Origin of the sequence: Mesorhizobium sp. WSM4313, from assembly GCF_002294725.1 — a bacterium.
Classification (GTDB): domain Bacteria; phylum Pseudomonadota; class Alphaproteobacteria; order Rhizobiales; family Rhizobiaceae; genus Mesorhizobium.
The window spans coordinates 180,772-197,205 of sequence record NZ_NSFT01000009.1 but is presented as its reverse complement, the minus strand read 5'-3'; the positions used below and the strand labels follow the sequence as shown (position 1 = coordinate 197,205).

At 57.4% G+C, this 16,434-nt stretch carries 12 protein-coding genes; 4 read left to right on the top strand and 8 right to left on the bottom strand.

Features of this window, described 5'->3' with window-relative positions:
• Positions 1-319: 319 nt before the first annotated feature.
• Together CK219_RS21085 and CK219_RS21080 are read left to right on the top strand one after the other, a co-directional pair.
• Complete coding sequence (locus CK219_RS21085) at positions 320-1,003, top strand: helix-turn-helix transcriptional regulator (protein ID WP_095768664.1); 684 nt, start codon at positions 320-322, stop codon at positions 1,001-1,003.
• Between the two features lie 241 nt (positions 1,004-1,244).
• A complete protein-coding gene (locus CK219_RS21080) occupies positions 1,245-2,312 on the top strand; it encodes an NAD-dependent epimerase (protein ID WP_095768695.1) in 1,068 nt (355 codons plus the stop codon).
• Positions 2,313-2,593: 281 nt separating this feature from the next.
• Here CK219_RS21080 and CK219_RS21075 read toward each other — a convergent pair whose 3' ends face one another.
• Genes CK219_RS21075 through CK219_RS21055 form a run of 5 tightly spaced genes read right to left on the bottom strand, consistent with a single transcriptional unit; the run spans position 2,594 to position 11,517 of the window.
• A complete protein-coding gene (locus CK219_RS21075; RefSeq protein ID WP_095768663.1) occupies positions 2,594-4,819 on the bottom strand; it encodes a lipopolysaccharide biosynthesis protein in 2,226 nt (741 codons plus the stop codon).
• A gap of 28 nt (positions 4,820-4,847) precedes the next feature.
• Positions 4,848-7,061 (bottom strand): exopolysaccharide transport family protein, encoded by a 2,214-nt coding sequence (locus CK219_RS21070; RefSeq protein ID WP_095768662.1) that lies wholly within the window; start codon positions 7,059-7,061, stop codon positions 4,848-4,850.
• Position 7,062: 1 nt separating this feature from the next.
• Complete coding sequence (gene asnB, locus CK219_RS21065) at positions 7,063-9,057, bottom strand: asparagine synthase (glutamine-hydrolyzing) (RefSeq protein WP_095768661.1); 1,995 nt, start codon at positions 9,055-9,057, stop codon at positions 7,063-7,065.
• A gap of 1 nt (position 9,058) precedes the next feature.
• On the bottom strand, positions 9,059-10,312 hold the full coding sequence (locus tag CK219_RS21060) for an O-antigen ligase family protein (RefSeq protein WP_095768660.1): 1,254 nt from the start codon (positions 10,310-10,312) through the stop codon (positions 9,059-9,061).
• Positions 10,309-11,517: a glycosyltransferase family 4 protein gene (locus CK219_RS21055; RefSeq protein ID WP_095768694.1), complete on the bottom strand. Its 1,209-nt coding sequence runs from the start codon at positions 11,515-11,517 to the stop codon at positions 10,309-10,311. The genes CK219_RS21060 and CK219_RS21055 overlap by 4 nt, the downstream gene beginning before the upstream one ends.
• Before the next feature lie 824 nt (positions 11,518-12,341).
• Here CK219_RS21055 and CK219_RS21050 point away from each other — a divergent pair.
• On the top strand, positions 12,342-13,817 hold the full coding sequence (locus tag CK219_RS21050) for a calcium-binding protein (RefSeq protein WP_095768659.1): 1,476 nt from the start codon (positions 12,342-12,344) through the stop codon (positions 13,815-13,817).
• Positions 13,818-13,958: 141 nt separating this feature from the next.
• Here CK219_RS21050 and CK219_RS31775 read toward each other — a convergent pair whose 3' ends face one another.
• A complete protein-coding gene (locus CK219_RS31775; protein ID WP_095768658.1) occupies positions 13,959-14,318 on the bottom strand; it encodes a hypothetical protein in 360 nt (119 codons plus the stop codon).
• Here CK219_RS31775 and CK219_RS21040 point away from each other — a divergent pair.
• Positions 14,317-15,126, top strand: coding sequence for a hypothetical protein (locus tag CK219_RS21040; RefSeq protein ID WP_245340565.1), 810 nt, complete (start codon positions 14,317-14,319; stop codon positions 15,124-15,126). The genes CK219_RS31775 and CK219_RS21040 overlap by 2 nt on opposite strands.
• 184 nt (positions 15,127-15,310) lie before the next feature.
• On the opposite strand, the gene CK219_RS31360 is transcribed toward CK219_RS21040, so the two are convergent.
• Together CK219_RS31360 and CK219_RS21030 are read right to left on the bottom strand one after the other, a co-directional pair.
• Positions 15,311-15,682 carry a hypothetical protein gene (locus CK219_RS31360; protein WP_141245393.1) on the bottom strand — a complete coding sequence of 124 codons (372 nt, stop codon included), beginning with the start codon at positions 15,680-15,682 and terminating at the stop codon, positions 15,311-15,313.
• 482 nt (positions 15,683-16,164) lie between these two features.
• Complete coding sequence (locus CK219_RS21030; protein WP_095768656.1) at positions 16,165-16,359, bottom strand: hypothetical protein; 195 nt, start codon at positions 16,357-16,359, stop codon at positions 16,165-16,167.
• Between the last annotated feature and the right edge of the window lie 75 nt (positions 16,360-16,434).

The following is a 16,434-nucleotide window of genomic DNA, read 5'->3' as shown; positions in this document are numbered from 1 at the left end:
CTAGCGAGATGCCCTTCAAGGCCGAAACCGTTCTACGCAGATGCAGCCCCATACCTCACAGACTACAACTTTCGGATTAGTCCGTCGAGCCTAGAACTCCACCGCCTGATCTAATACCACTGCCGGATTGCGGCCCTCAAATCCAAGCTTACTATTATTTACGAAGAGCGTCCGGTTCGCCTGGACTCTTTGTAAGAGAGCATGAAGAAACCGATGCAAGCCTCTGAGATCAAAGATTTTTGGCAGAGAAATCTGTCTTGGAGTCAAGCGTAACGATTGGAGATCTTAGCGGTTTTCGGCCAACAGGGGTGGGAAGGCAATGTCTTTCATTGATAGGCACAACGATACCGTTGCGAATAAGCGCCATATTGAATTGAGCACTGCTTACGGCAGTGTCGCTCGCCTGGCACGCTACACGTCGGACAGGCAGGGCACAGCATGTGCGTCAAAGCGTCGGAGCCTGGAATCCGTCACCGGGATGCTGGACCGCATTGGCTGTGGCTTCCTGGTCCTCAATCGCGAGAAAAAGGTGGTGGAGTGGAACATTGCCGCTCAAAGCACCTTTGAACGACAGGGTGAGACGGCCGGCACGGCTCCGGAGCTTACGGCTGCGCTGAGGCGGCTGGTCGCGAACGTTCCAACCAACTTCCTGCCAGGTTCGTTGTCATGGGTGGTGATCCGCACCACTGACGATCGGCCGGTGATACTCAATGAGGGCGGGGTGATTGCGCCCGACGGTACAAGTATCGTAGCGTTGTTAGACCGGGAGACCCGGTCCTCGGCTAATCCGCAGACATTGCAAAAGATGTTCGGCCTCACGAGCGCTGAAACTCAGCTTGCCATGAGGTTAGCTCAAGGGGACGCACCATTGGAAATCGCCCGCAGCTGGCATCTCAGCCGCACCACGATCCGGTCCCAGCTTGCCTCGCTTTTTGCCAAAACAGAAACCAAGCGCCAGGGTGAACTGGTAGCTCTGCTCGGACGAATTTCCGTATTGCCGTGATAATGCCGCCTCGACCGCGAGGCGGCGCGTGTCCGGTATGTTGGTTTGGCATTGAGTCTGTGCGAGCGCGTTCCTGCCTGATCCAGATATAAGCCGACGATCTCGATGCAAAAATTTCGAAGCGGGGCAATTCGTCATGGCCGGACATAATTCCAAGACCGCGGGCGTGCTTGACGCACAACCTGACAAATCCAGTTCAACAGGAACGAAAGCCGGTCGATCCAGTCCGGACATGGCGGTTATGCAGCTGGCACGAAAAGGTCCTGTTGTAGTCACCGGCGCCGCAGGTTTTATCGGGTTTCATGTGGCATCACGGCTTTTGCGTCACGGTGCGCGGGTCATAGGCGTGGATAATTTCACGCCCTACTACGATCTAAAGCTCAAGGAAGCGCGTTTTGCGCACCTCTGCGCGGAGCCAGGTTTCACTCCGATGCGTATGGATCTGGCGGACCGATTGTTGGTGCAAGCTTTGTTCTCCGACTTTCAACCGCAATATGTCGTCCACTTGGCTGCCCAGGCGGGCGTGCGTTACTCTCTTGTCGACCCGCATGCCTATGTTCAGTCCAACATCGTGGCGTTTCTCAATGTTCTAGAGGGTTGCCGGCACTTCGATATCAAGCATCTGGTCTACGCTTCGTCCAGTTCGGTTTACGGCGCCAACCAAACCATACCTTTTTCCGAACATGGCGGCGCTAACCATCCAATAAGCTTCTATGCCGCCACCAAGCGCTCGAATGAAGCCATGGCGCATTCCTATAGTCATCTATTTCGCTTGCCGGTGACAGGATTGCGGTTCTTCACCGTCTACGGACCATGGGGCAGGCCCGACATGGCTGTCTACGCGTTTACCCACGCCATCGCCGAAGGACGCGTGATCGAGGTGTCCAATGCCGGCCGTGTCTGGCGAGATTTTACCTACATCGACGATATCGTCGAAGGGGTGGTTCGAATACTCGCAACGCCACCGTGTGCCGACCAGAATTGGGACGGTCGCGCAGCTGATCCAGCTACCAGCTCAGCCCCATATCGCCTGTACAACATTGGCAATGACCGGCCAGAGGAGATCAATAGGCTAATCGCGATTATAGAGACAGCCGTAGGTCGCAAAGCTCTCAGGAGGGATGTGCCGTTGCCTCCAGGTGATGTTCTCGAGACGCGCGCCGATGTAGGCGATCTTCGCCGGGCCGTAGACTTCGCGCCGGCGACCACGCTCCAGGATGGCGTTGCCCGTTTCGTCGAATGGTATCGACACTTTCATGGAAGCGCGACGGCCCCTGAGACGGAGCAACAAACGCTCGTGTCAGCGTAGATTGCCGGCAGTTCGCGCTGCTCACTCAGACCCGCGCGATCAGCTCACTGGCGTCGCCTGAAGGTGCGGCTCTGTCGGCGCCCTGTTTTGCATCTCTCTCAACGCGCTTACCTCGCCGATCGGCAAGAACGAGGCATTCTCTGCGTCTCTTTCGTTTGGCGTTTCATCGAGACGCCGATACGCAAGCCCGCCAATCCGTACGTACCTTGATGCCTGCGTTAGAATGGATCACATCGCGCCAGCCGGGGTCTGTCGCCGGTCACCAATCCCAGAGCATCAAGTCAGCGCAAGAACCAAGTCCGCTGGGTGCTTTCGACCGTGCGGCGGTTAAAGGACGTAATCGCGTAGATCAGTCCGGGCGTGATCTTCAGTCGCTTGCGAATATAAATCGCCATGGCGACGTTCCAGACGACCAGGGCAAGCGCAAGCCCTATTGCTGCGCCCAGCGGACCGTAGATCTCTACTCCGATAGCACAGCCGACGACACCAAAAGCTGCCCCAAGGATCATCGTCACAGCGGCCGCCCATTCGTTTCCGGTCATGGTCAAGAGATTGAGCTGCGGTCCGCACAGGGCCACGAATACGTACCCCAGCATTAGCACCCGCGCGATCGGTGCTCCAGTTCCGAAATCCTCACCGAACCAGCTTAAAAGCGGCCGAACAATCAAGAGCAACGGGATTGCCATTGCTATTGCGGCACCGGAGGAAAGCAGGGCAGCTCGTGAAAACAGCTCTTGCAAACCTCTTCGGTCGTTTTTTGCGTAAAGCGTAGCTGCCGTCGGCGAGAACATTGTAGAGACGGCCACCAACGAGAGACCGACAAGCAACGCGACATTGAGCCCCAGGGCGAAAATGCCTGCGTCGCGTATGTGGCCGGTCCAGCCGAGCACCATTACCCCCGCCCTGTTGATGAAGACGTCAAGACCCGCCATCAGCATGATAGGGGGGACCGCCGACCACCAATCCTTGGATGCATCGGCAGGTTCAGCATGTCGTAAACCCGGCGGCTGAAATCTTGCCAACAGGACAAAGACGAATGCGACTGTTACGGCCGAACTCGTCAGCACCGCTTGCATGACCAACGGTGCATTCAGAGTCCACGAACCGGACAAGGCGGCGGCACTTAGCAATGTGAGCAGCAGTCCATCACGCACAATGCGTTCTGGCAGAAGGGCAGAAACACCGCCGCCGAAGGCACGGATGAGAGCCGCGCCCAAGGCTGAAGTCGTGACCAGCGGAACGGCGGCCATACCCAAGAGCTGGCTGATCTCAAGTTCCCTGTTGTGTGAGGACGAAGACAGAAAGATGTAGGTCGCCCCTGCCAAGCCGAATAGAGACGCCACTGCCAACGAGCGTTGAAAGGCAAATCTGATTATGCCGTGGGCCAGGTCCAGGCGCCCCTGGGCCCTATAGGCAGATACGAAGCGCAACAACGATACGTTGAAGCCAAGGGTTGCGAGATATGCGAGCACCGATGTGGTTGAAAGGACGTAGGAGTAGATACCATAGCTGGTAGAGCCTACGATACGAGCAATCAGCAATTGCGCCAGGCTGGTTAGACCTGCCCCGGTCACATAGATCATGAGCGCAAAAACGGTGGCATAGCCCAGGCTACGGTTTATTTCTTGCTTCCCGAGCGTTACCGCATCGCTTCCAGCTGCGGAATTTACGGGGTTCTGTATTGTTATGGTATCCACGCCGTCATCAAGGTAGGCATTGTCTACCGTCAGCGGCTGCGATGAGTGGACAACTTGATGTCGGTACATGGGAGTGACCTGATCGCGGGCCATCTTGAAGGCGATCTTGCGGCTGACGAGTTCAACGCTTTTCGACAACGATCGGTCGTCGAGGGTTTCAACGGAGATTGTTTTCCTGTCGGTTGCCACAAGGATGTCGTTGATATTTTGAAACACTCCGAAAGCTCGCATGCTCGCTTCGAAATCCGCATCGAGAATGCGTTCGGCCGGAGCCGCCTGCATCATCCGCTCCCGCAACCGCGCCTCGGCTGCTGCACGAGGCAATACCACTCGCAAGGTAAAATCCGCGGTAGGAGTGACCTTCAGCGCTCTTGCAATCGCAACGTTGTCGACGCACCCGTGAAAAATCGACAGTGAAGCAACAGCCTGCACGTATCCCTGGTCGAATATTGTAATCTCTCTGCATTGTCGCGCTTGGTCCCAACGATTGGAAAGATTTATGATTTTTTGCCAGACCCGAGCTCGCCAAATAAATTTCCTTGGCTCAATCGCCTTTAGCATCGACGACGATATCGACAGATATTTTATCAAATCCGACGTATATAAGAACAGTTTTGCAGTTGAAAATATTGCAGAAAATACTCTATAGATAAACATGAATATCCCGAGATCTACACTCCTTGACCTTCTACTTGCTTTGTGACTGAACACCACCTTCGTAGCGTAGCCCTGCCCACGCAGCGACTTAGCAAGCGCATGGGCAAAGACTGCTTTACCAGCTCCAGGCGGTCCAAAGAGTTCGATAATCATTTCTCGCGACCCAGGGGGCTTGAGGGCTTTATCGTTTTCCGAACAGCAGAAGATCGCCACTGTCCCCAAAATGATATTTGGCGTGCTGCTTGAGATTTACTCCAGTGAGAGCAATCCCTACCGGAGCGGATCTCGAACCATCAGGCTGCAGCGATTCCAGAATACCGCGCGCGACACTGCGCGGTGTCTTGGCCCACCGGACAGCAAAGATAACGGCATCTGCCCAACCGCTGAGCAGTCGGGATTCCGGACCGTGCAACCCTGGCGGCCCGTTGAGAATGACGAGATTGTACACGGCGCCCAGCTTGTCCGCGAAGTGTCGCGGCACATCGACGTCGACCAACAGCTTCAAAAGATCGTCCGAAACTATGGGTGAGGCCATGAAATCGATGCCGATACCGGGCATGCTCACAACAGCCTCGTCTAACTCGCAGCGGCCCCTCACATAATCCGCAAACGACTTATGCGGCTTGGAAATGCTGAATTCGCGCACAAAGTCGTTGGTCAGTTGCTTATCCTGCGGGTCAAGATCGATGAACAGGACATTGCTGCCCAGGCGTGTGGCCGAGAGCGCCAGGCTCCATGCCAGCTCTGTTTTCCCATCACCTTTATCGCTGGAAGTGACGAGCACCATCTGCGACGATCGTCCGGGGGCCGGTTCGGGTGCCACATTGATCAATAGGGACAAGGCAGCGCGGCCATAGGCTGAATTTTTCTGGCTTAAAGTGAGGGTCTGCAAGCGCTTCGCACTCGCTCTTGATGTCCTGGGCAATAGCCCAACGGTAGGGAAGCCGAGCGCTGCTTCTGTCTCAGCCTCACCGCGCATTGTGCGGCTCATGCGATTTTTCAAGAGAACCAAGACGCCCCCGATGAGGCCGAATACGACCATACCCGGCGGGATGAGGAAGATCGGTGAAAGGCTCTTCGGGTTGCTCGGTGGCCATGCCGCCGAAATTATCGAAACTCCCGCAGACGGAACCGCGATGCGGTTCCTCAAATCCTGTTGCCTGTTCAGAAGATCATTGTACCGCTGCGTCAATATGGTGACTGCCGGCTCCAATGCGTGAAGCCCGGAAAGCCGGCCTGCCGTGTCGGCTACGACCGCGTCAAGCACATTCTTGCGCGCCTCCAGAGCGGAAACCTGCGCGCGATAGATGTCGGCTTCCGACTTGATGCGTTCGATGCTCTGTTCGATTTCGCGCTTGACGGCAACATTCAGATCCGCATCGGCCGCGGCGCCGCCCTGCCGGGCTATCAGATCGCTCAGCGTCGGCGATCCGATTGCGCTCGCAAGCGTGGCGTTCGTGGCACCGGACCGTTGCAATTCTTGAATATGCTGAACACGGGCCTCGGCTGTGGAGAGGTTTGCGCGAGACAATGACAGTTGCTGATTAAGCTCGGCCGTGTCGCGGACAGCATTGTCAACGGCACCCTGGTCGACAGTCCCGTGACTTAGCCGGTATTTTTCAAGGCGGTCGGTGGCTTGCGCGAGATCGGACTGCACGCCAGGCAGCGCAGCGACGACGGATTCGAGCTCCAACCTATCAGCGGCCTGAGCAGTCCGCGCGAGGTCCTGGACATACACTTGCGCGAATGTGTTGGCCACGAATGCCGCCCGGACGGGATCCGGATCGGTAAAGCCGATGGTAATGACTCGCGATCGCAGTTCCTGCCCGACCCTGACGTAGCGCCTCAACGCCTTCAGCCTCGCAGCCTCCCTGCCCTCTGGGGTCATGTCAGCGTGATCCGGCCAAACCCCGGCCAAGAATGCACCTGCAAACGATTGCGATTCGGCTGGGGAAGCGGCGTTTTGCGCCGCGGGGCCGTTGAGGTTGGCCTGCCGATCGGGCGTTGCCTTGTAAATTGCGTCAATTACCCGACGCAGATGAGATTGCGAGGCCAGCATCGTCAGATGGTTGTCAATGCTGGTATCGAGCATATCCTGACCGCCCGTCGGCTGAGGAGCGCTTCTGGTCGGATTGTCGACGATGATTTGCGTGGTGGCTTCATACAGCGCCGGCCGGGCGAAGCCGGCTAGACCCGCAACCGCACCGCCCAAAACGACCATTGCGACCAAAAACCATTTGCGCGCCGCCAAGGTAACCAACAATTGGCCGAAAGGGGTCAGGTCTTCTCGAGGGTCACGTAGCGGACGCCGCATGCGCGGATTGGGCTCTCGCACTTCGACGCGCATCTCTGTGGCGCGCGGTAGCTTTGTTCGCCTAGCTATCGAACCTTCCATTTTAAACTCCCGTCATTTCAAGCATGCGCGACTGTCTCGCGGGCACTGGAAGCCGGTTGGCGTCGGCGCGCCATGCCAGGAACATCAATGTTGCCCAAAGATCCCGGGAATGATCCCGCTTTCCGTTGACATGATCGCGCCAGCACGTCTGGACCTTATCGATGTCCAGAAGCCCATCCCCTGAGTGGCGCATGTCGGCGAACAGGTCACTCGCCCATGCACGCAACGGTCCTGTCAACCAGACCGCAATCGGAACATCGAAGCCCTGCTTAGGCCTATCTATGAGCCGCCGGGGAACGTAGCGATGCAACAACTGTCGAAGCAGCCACTTGCCTCGTCCATGGCGGACCATTGCATCCGGTGGCAACCGCCAGGCGAATTCAACGACGCGATGATCGAGCAGCGGGCAGCGGCCTTCCAGCCCGTTCGCCATGCTGGCGCGGTCCAGCTTCACCAGGATGTCGCCGGGCAGATATCCTGCCATGTCGTTGTAGAGGAGCCGGGACAGCAAATCGTCGAGCCGCGGAGTTCGCCGAGTTGACGCCCGGTGGCCAAATCGGGTCAGGCTAGTCGTCGATGACCCTGTCAGACGCTGGTACAGTTCTTCCTGGTCCGAAGCGGCGAGCAATTGAGCCAATCGCTCCAGCCGATCACCGCGCAACGCATGGCCGAAGAGCGCTGAAAGTGGCAGCCTGCCAAAAAAATCGTAACGGGTGGCGCGCGCCACAAGCCCGATGCTTGCGGCAAGTGAACCACGCAGCGACGAAGGCAACCGACGACGCCGATTTGCTTGCGCCGCCATCAGATGGCGAGCGTAACCGGCGAAACATTCATCGCCTCCGTCGCCCGTCAGCGCCACAGTAACGTGCTGGCGAGCAAGTCGCGCCACCAGCAGAGTGGGGATTTGCGATTCGTCGGCGAACGGCTCATCCCAGGCACTGGGCAATTCCGGAATGACGTCGCGTGCGGAAGCAGGGGAAAGGTGCAGCTCTGTGTGATCGCTGCCTATGTACTGGGCAACCGCAGCAGCATGAGGAGCTTCATCGAATCCGTGCTCCCCGAAGGCGATCGTGAAAGTGCGAATAGATTTTCGGGATTGGACCTGCATTAGCGCGGCTACGGTCGAGCTATCTACGCCGCCCGACAGGAAGGCGCCGAGCGGCACATCCGCGCACATGCGCTCTCGAACAGAAAGCCGAAGCAGCCGATCGAGTTCATTCGTCAAATCTTCATCGCTGCCGACGATCGGGTCTTGCCGGCCCTTCGCGGCGATGTCCGCCAACGACCACCAGAATCGAACTTTGTTTCGAACGGTTCCCGTACGGCGCGCTTTTGCGAAATCCGCTGCAGTTAAGGACAGGGCCGATCCCGGCGGCAATTTGAAAACGCCGCGCCAGATACAACTGTCGTCCGGCACCCAACCTTGCGACAGCATAGCCCTTACGGCGCTGGGATTGAGTTCTGGACGGAAATCCGGGAAACACCGAATGGCCTTGAGTTCGGAGCCAAAAACCAGGGCATGGCGGGTCGGGGCGACGTAGATCGGCTTTTCCCCCATCCGGTCGCGGGCCAGATGAAGAGCTCTCGTTTTTGCGTCCCACAATCCGAACGCGAACATGCCGACAAATCGCTTAAGCGCAGCTTCGAGCCCCCACTGCTCCACGGCCCCAAGCACAACTTCCGTATCGCATGTTCCGCGAAAGCTGTGGCCGGCATCCTCAAGCTCTCGGCGCAAGTCCCGAAAATTGTATATCTCGCCATTGAAGGTGATCACGTACCGGCCGCTGTCCGAGCGCATGGGCTGGGCGCCGGTTTCCGACAAATCCACGACTGCCAGGCGGCTGTGGCCGAAAGCGATACCAGCCTCCACATCTTTCCAGAAGCTTTCGCCGTCGGGCCCTCTGTGACGGAGGGCTGTTGTCATCTGCGCTATAGCTGCGAGCGGCCTTGTGCTGGGCGAGTCTGGCGCAAGAAGGATCCCGGCGATTCCGCACATATCAACGGCTCCTCGCTCCTGCAGTTGCCGCGATAAACTTGGGCTGCCCGGCTACGAGGCAAAGTGTGATCGAGAACCAAACGATCGGGTGGCGAATGACCAAATGCGGGAAGCCGAAGATGCCGATCGACAACGCAAGTGCCACCAGAGCGTCGAGCCTTGCACGCCAGGCAGAGATGGCCGCGAGGCCAAGGATCCACAACAGGGCGAGAACCGCTAGAATGCCTCCTTGAGTATACAAGTCCAGTAGCGTGCTGTGAGCCTCGAAAGGCAGGTCGATAAACTCCTTGGTCACGACAGATCTGTCGACATGTGGTCCCGGGCCGAGGCCCAGCGAAGCAGACCCCAACCCCTTGCCCAGAGCATTGGTCCAGATATTGATGCGCAGATTGGCTGTCTCGGCTGTCGCCTCACCACCCTCGCCTTTGGTCAGGCTCTTGGCGAAATTTTCAACAGTGCTCGTTTCCGCAAGCACATAGGGTGTTGCGGAGATTGCAAGAGGGACCAAAGCAAGCAACAGCAAAAGGCTGATTTGACGACCAAGAGTGACCCTTCCGCCAACCGCGACCCATCTCCGGACGCGCAACATCAGGAAAACCAAACCGGTTATCACTATTGTCAATAGATAGGTATCGCTCTTAGTCAATCGTCCGACGTATACTATGAGAACAATGCTTACTATGCCAAATGTCCTGGCTATCATATTACTTGTTGTCATTGAAAGGTATAGTGCAAGGGGACCGAACAGCGCGCAATAAAGTGCCAGTTGGTTTGGGTTGTCCGACCATCCTGTGAACCTGTCCCAAAACCAAGGGTTCACTCCGGACTGGTGGAGTAAGCCGAATCCAAGCGCCAACTGGAAAACAAAACACGCGTTCGCAATGACGATCACCCACCACGCGGTGCGACGCAGATGGCGATCCGCCTGAGGATCAGCCGCAAGCAGACATGTAACGAATGCCAGCAACAGATAGGCAATCATGTCGTGAACCGGCGCGTCCATGTACTGAACGCTCGTAAGCATGCCGACAATCATGCCTAGCCCGAGAGCGAATGCCATGATCCCCCAGAGGGCGGCAAAAATCGACAGGGCCGGCGTGGCTTCAAGTCGACCACCGGCAAGTACGCGGCCAATCGAAATCAGTATCCAAACCGCCAGCAACAATTCGCTGATTCCGAACGGCGCGCCTGGAATTTCGAGTTGCGATGCATAAGCCATTGCAACGCCGCCGGCCAACAGGACGTCTCGGATCATTGGCGCACCTCGCCCAACGGACCAAATGCGGCATTCTTTTCGGTCTGCGAGGCCTGAACTGAGGCGCCAACAGCTTTGGCATCAAGAATATGCCGGTAAAGATCGCAATACTGGGCGACCACCAGCGGCAGCGCGAAATGCTGCTTGACGAATTCGATGGAACGAGCGCCCATGGCCGCCCCGGCGGGGCGGTCGGCCAAGACTTGATTTATCCTGGAAGCAAATGCCTCGGCATCGCCAGGCGGAACCAGGTATCCGTTCCAACCGGGCTGGACCACTTCGTTGCAGCCCGGCATATCTGACGCCACGATTGGCAGCCCAGCCAACCCCGCCTCGAGCAGGACACGTGGCACTCCCTCCCGATATTGTGTCGGAAAGGCAAACAAATCCGCCATGCCAAGAAGGGCAGGAACATCGCGCCGTGGACCCAGGGCAATGACATGAGGGGAATGGCGTTCGATTTCCGATTTGTCGACGGCGAACGGCCCCTCGGATTCCCATGGACCAACAAGCACGAAACGCGCATTCGGCCTTTTTTCAAGAACGCGGGGTACTGCCTTAAGCAGCGTTGGGATGCCCTTCTCGCGCGTCAGCCGGCCGATAAAAATGATCACTTCAGCCGATGACAGCCCAAGCTGCTCGCGCATCGCCTGCGGTGACGGAGCGCTCTGTCTCGCCGTGATAAAGCCATCGATGTCGATGCCGGAACTGCAGATCAGGCGACCAGTCCCGCGCCCGATGAGCCGGTAGCGCTCGAAGAACGCCTTGTCATCACGATTTTGGAAAACCGTGGCAGCCGTCCAGCGCGACGAAAGCCACTGCAGCCCCGAGAAGATCGGGCGCAGCGCCATGGCCCTCGGCCCACGGGAAGAAAACGTCCAGCCAAGACCATTGATGGTGCGGATGACAGGAACGCCCCCCCTTATCGCCAACGGCGTCAAGAGATTAGGCTTGGTATCAAAGCTCTGTACAATGTCCGGGCGCAGGTCCGAGATCAGTTTTCTGATCGTCCTTACGGCGCCTCCACTCCCACTGGAAAATCGGTCGAAGCCGTAGCGACGATGCGGAATGTCGTGCTGCGAGAATGCTGTATCCGGACCGCTCGACACCGCAGTGACTTGGAAGCCCTTCTGACGCAGCGACAGCAAAAACGGAATCCTGAAGGCGTGGTCCTCGCCTCCAACACACACAAGATGCGGATTCATGCTGTCTCCCCCGACCGCCCGTCTGACTTGGGTCGCGTGCACTGGTCAGCATTTCTTCGTGCTTCCATGATCCTGGTTCGCTACTCAGATACATGTTTTGCGCCAAGGTTCACGGTACGGGCAGGCTTGCCCAATGTCCTCGTCCGTTTGAATGAGCGGACCGATCTCGGGGTGCGCGCGGCTGCGTCGGAGCGCGAATTGAATGTCCATTTCGGCGAGGGGAATTCGGGGCTCGGCTGCCTCTGAGCCGGTGACAAGGCCTCAGCTTGAATTGCGTCGGTTCAACCGTTCCTCAAGTCCAAGTTCGGCGAACGCGGTTGATCGCAGAACCCCGGATCTGACGAGCTATCGACGAAGATACGTTCCTAGCAAAATGCCTAGAGGAAGAGAGCACCCAAGCGAAGTATCCTTCGCTCGAAAAAAGGGAGTGCCTCGCACTGGGCACACCCGAGAAAATTTCAAGTTTTCCCAAAAAACCGGGAATTGATCCTGACAACCGTTTCCTTATTGCTGTGGTCTGTACCCAGCATCAATGATTCTACCGGTATCGGGTTGTTTTGGTTCCAGCAGCGTTTCGCTCGCCGCATCGTCGGTCTTTGTGGCCTGAAGGTTGAGTAACGGAATCGTGTTATCCCCGGCTAATTTGATGCATCATCGAACACCGAAATTCGATCCAAATCACTGTAAGATTAGGCGTTTTTGGTGCTGGTAAAGTACTCGATCAATCATTCTATCAACATATTTCCGTATTTGATTTGGCGCTAATGTACCCTCTCGGTTAGGCAGGGGGTGGGGCGCTTATCAATCAGAAGAAGGATGTTCGCATGGCTACCATGCATTACGCCTATGGCGCCCCCGCCTCCGGCGCCATAGCTAATGGCTTCAACTTGATCGACCTTCAGTACGCGTCATCGGTCAACGCGCTGCCTGACGGCACCAAGGCTTTGATATATCTCAACGAAAGCAGCGGGGTGACCCAGTCTTTCATAGACAAGGTGACGCCCCTCCTCGGCAATTCCAAGGTTTTTGGCTTTTATCTCACTGACGAGCCTGACCCCACGGGCAAATACCACACACAGGTCAGCGCTGCGAATCTGAAGGCTGAATCCGACTGGATTCACTCTCATTTCCCGGGTGCGAAAACCTTCATTACGCTGATGGACATGGGGTCGTTCACGGCCTCCGATTATACCAACACGTACAATCCCGCCAACACGGGGATCGACTATTACGGGCTCGATCCCTACCCCGTGCGCTCGACCGCGGTCGACTTCAACTACATCGACAGAGCCGTCGCTGCAGCGGAGAAGGCGGGCATTCCGCAGAGTGCGATCATTCCTGTGTTCCAGACGTTTGGCGGCGGCGGGTGGTCGACCAATACGGGCGGGTCTTATGTGATGCCTACCACCGCCCAGGAACAGACCATCATGGACCATTGGGCAAAGCTCGTCCCGTCGCCAGCCTTTGACATGGCCTATAAGTGGTCCTCGCAAAATGGCGAGACCTCGCTTGGCAACACGTCGTCGATGCAGGCGTTTTTCCTGGATCACAACACCCATACCAGCACCAGCACCAGCACCAACACCAGTACTGGTAGTAGCACTGGCACCAGTAGCGGCACGACAACCCCACCTCCCGTCACGGCCCCGATCGCCGACATAAAAGGCACCAGCGGCAACGACGTTTTACGCCCGGCCGACAACGCCGCACACACGATGGCGGGCTATGGGGGCAATGACGACTTCTATGTCAACAATGCCGCCAGCAAGGTGGTCGAGGCCGCTGGCCAGGGCCAGGACAGGGTGTGGACGTCGGTGAGTTATGCGCTTGCTGCCGGCTCGTCGATTGAGGTCCTCGGTACCCAGAAGGATGCCGGCACGACGGCAATCAATTTGACCGGCAACGAACTGCGTCAGCACATCATCGGAAATGCCGGCGACAACGTCATAAAGAGCGGCGGCGGCGGCGATTGGCTGACCGGCAATGGCGGCCACGACACCTTCGTTTTCAACAGCACCCTCAGCAAGAGCAATGTTGCCACGGTTACCGACTTCAGCCCGTCTGTGGACAAGATCCACTTGGATGACGCTGTCTTCAAAGGGCTCAGCGTTGGGGCGCTCGCAAGCAGTGCTTTCTATACCGGTACCGCCGCTCACGACAGCACCGATCATATCGTCTACAACAGCACGACCGGAGCGCTCTACTTTGACAGTGACGGCGCAGGCGGCGCAGCTCAGATTCAGTTCGCCGCCCTTTCCCCGCATCTTGCGGTTACGGCGAGCTCGTTCGCTGTGGTCTAGGACGGGCACGCTCTGGCGGTCTAGCGCAGACGCGTACCTGCCATAAGATCGCCGTCGATAGGAGCCTGCAAGCTCCGCAAAGCAGGGCATTACCGGCGACAATGTTCGCCGGTAATGCCTACTCCACCGTCACCGACTTCGTCAGATTGCGCGACTGGTCGACGTCGGCGCCCATGAAGACGGCGCTGAAATAGCCAGCATCTGGATCTGCAGCGCATAAATGATTGCATGGATGCCACCACTATACTGGCTTGGCAGCAGCTCCGCCTCGAAGCTGGTCCATCGATCGAACAGATGAAGCCGAATTTTTCCGTACAGCCTAAAAAGGAGACCGGTGCGGGGCGATTTGGTGGATAGTTGGAGCATGCCGACGAGTTTAACGTGCGGGTATGGCGCAGCGGTTCGAGCCGCGCAATCCATCAAGTCGGAACCCGTCGCGCCAACAGCTTGGTCGCCAAAGTTCACACGCATCAGCAATCTGTGCATATCGGCGTTGCTCATGATGCTGATCTGCAGCCAATCGGCGCTGTCTGCGAGTGGAAACGGCAAGACGCTTCACTACACCTCCGGTGGGCCGGGCGCTGCAATCGCGAGCGCGGGCTTCGACCTCGCCGATGTACAATCCGTAGAGCAACTCAATGCCTTGCCGCCAGGGATGAAGGGGTTGATATGGCTAAATGAATCCAGCGGCGTGACGCCACGCTTCATCGCCAAGGTGAGGCCATTTATCGGCAATCCGCGGCTGTTCGGTTTTCGCCTCTGCGATGAGCCGGACATCACCGGCAAATACCATTCTCCAGCAGTTAGTCCGGCGGCCCTGAAGGCCGAGGCCGAGTGGATCAGAGCCAATGTCCCCGGGGCAGTTACATTTGTTACTTTGATGGACATGGGGTCTTTCGAAGCCCCCGCCTTCATGAATACCTTTAATCCCGCCAACACGGGGATTGATCTTTTCGGCCTGGATCCATATCCGGTCCGCGGCAAAGCTTTCGATTTGGACTTCATCGATCGAACGGTCGAGGCAGCCGTTGCCGCGGGCATTCCTCTCGACAGGATTGTGCCCGTATACCAGGCCTTCGGCGGCGGCAATTGGAAGACCCGTACCGGAGCGGCTGCGGACGTCTATGTACTGCCGACACCGGACCAGGCGAAGCAGATCTTCGCGCGCTGGGCCACCTACTCTCCGGCTCCTGTATTCGACTTTGCCTATGCCTGGGGTTCACAAAACGGAGACATCAAGCTAGGCAGCGCCAGCCCTGAGGCGCTCGAACTTCGCTTGGCGTTCAAAGCGCACAACACGGCGCCGTAGCAACTGCCGCGATCATTTTACCGAAGATACCCCAGCTGTGCAGAACGCAGATCCTCATTGCTGCGCATCAGCCATTCAACACCTAGAGCAATTCCAGGAAAAGTGTGAGCGGTTTTCCGTCCGGAATTGCGTAAAAAACAACGAGATAGGGCGTTTCGCCGTTTCCGTGAAACGGTGAAACGCACTAGCCGAACAGACGATGAACTTGGCCGTTCAGCTGTATGCCGAGTCCTCGGCTGCGAAACTTATGGACGATTGACCTCTTCTCTTGCCAGCGACGCTTCTCAGCTTGGCGCTCATGGAACCAAAGGAGACCGCCAGCAAGAAGACAACATACGCCAATGCCGAATATGAAGAGAGGATCGCCCTGTTCACCGCCACCAAAGAATATCGCCGAGACGATAAACACACCGCCCGCGAGCGCGCCGACCCAGGCTGCTATGCCGCATCTGGAAAGCCCATCGTGCTGGCCGCAAAGAAAGCGGTAGCGCTCAGCAAGGCGCGCTTCGTCTTCGCTCAGCTTTAGCGCGCAGTCTCCGTTGGCTTCATGCAGCATATTTCACCCCCTGCTTACTTTGCATACGGGGTATCGGCGACAAATGTTTCATTCAAGCGAGGGACAAGTTGCAATTTTTCGCACCGTTATGATGCCGTCGCGATGCAATGTGCAATAACCGGGTCAGCGGCAATGCTGAGCGTGGCTGGGCCGCTCTAGGGAAGTCGCGACAATCCGTATGGCACTTTGCTTGGCCGGGATACAGGGGCGGTGTTATTGAGAGCGGTCCTTCATTCGCACGGCGGAGGCTCCATCGAGATTTGTTATAACAACATCAGCCGGCGCCCTGTATCTAGTCCGTGCCCCCGCCGGTCAGGCCCGGCCCGTGGGCTCCCCCGTTCTCGTGCCGGGCCGCTCGCTTATTGAGCAGCGAATACGCAACACCGGGCCGATTTCTCCGGAGGTCGACCAGGCGCGGCAGTTCAACCAACGCCACTCCAGCGGGCGAATTATCGAGCCGCCCTTCGCGGTCCGGCTTGCGATCAGCCAAACGCCGCTGAGTGCTTTTCGAACAACGCCAATTTGTCGGCATACCCGATGCGGTTCGCAGCTCCGCAGCCCTCACATTTGAAGGTCGAGATCACCTTGAACCACGACCCTTTTCTTTTGAAGGCATGGTCACATTCCAAGCACTTGAATTCCAAGTCGGCATCATTCAGCGCCGCGGACAGGGGCATCGCTCACCTCCAATGACGTGTCCCTCATTCGCAATCATGCTGCCCGAAGACTATGAGCAAGATCACATGTTAATG

Bases quoted from the DNA above. Each gene is read 5' to 3' on its own strand.
- CK219_RS21085 (WP_095768664.1), top strand. From the start codon at position 320: ATGTCTTTCATTGATAGGCACAACGATACCGTTGCGAATAAGCGCCAT.
- CK219_RS21080 (WP_095768695.1), top strand. From the start codon at position 1,245: ATGCAGCTGGCACGAAAAGGTCCTGTTGTAGTCACCGGCGCCGCAGGT.
- CK219_RS21075 (WP_095768663.1), bottom strand. From the start codon at position 4,819: ATGATTATCGAACTCTTTGGACCGCCTGGAGCTGGTAAAGCAGTCTTT.
- CK219_RS21070 (WP_095768662.1), bottom strand. From the start codon at position 7,061: ATGGAAGGTTCGATAGCTAGGCGAACAAAGCTACCGCGCGCCACAGAG.
- asnB (WP_095768661.1), bottom strand. From the start codon at position 9,057: ATGTGCGGAATCGCCGGGATCCTTCTTGCGCCAGACTCGCCCAGCACA.
- CK219_RS21060 (WP_095768660.1), bottom strand. From the start codon at position 10,312: ATGATCCGAGACGTCCTGTTGGCCGGCGGCGTTGCAATGGCTTATGCA.
- CK219_RS21055 (WP_095768694.1), bottom strand. From the start codon at position 11,517: ATGAATCCGCATCTTGTGTGTGTTGGAGGCGAGGACCACGCCTTCAGG.
- CK219_RS21050 (WP_095768659.1), top strand. From the start codon at position 12,342: ATGGCTACCATGCATTACGCCTATGGCGCCCCCGCCTCCGGCGCCATA.
- CK219_RS21040 (WP_245340565.1), top strand. From the start codon at position 14,317: ATGATGCTGATCTGCAGCCAATCGGCGCTGTCTGCGAGTGGAAACGGC.
- CK219_RS31775 (WP_095768658.1), bottom strand. From the start codon at position 14,318: ATGAGCAACGCCGATATGCACAGATTGCTGATGCGTGTGAACTTTGGC.
- CK219_RS31360 (WP_141245393.1), bottom strand. From the start codon at position 15,682: ATGCTGCATGAAGCCAACGGAGACTGCGCGCTAAAGCTGAGCGAAGAC.
- CK219_RS21030 (WP_095768656.1), bottom strand. From the start codon at position 16,359: ATGCCCCTGTCCGCGGCGCTGAATGATGCCGACTTGGAATTCAAGTGC.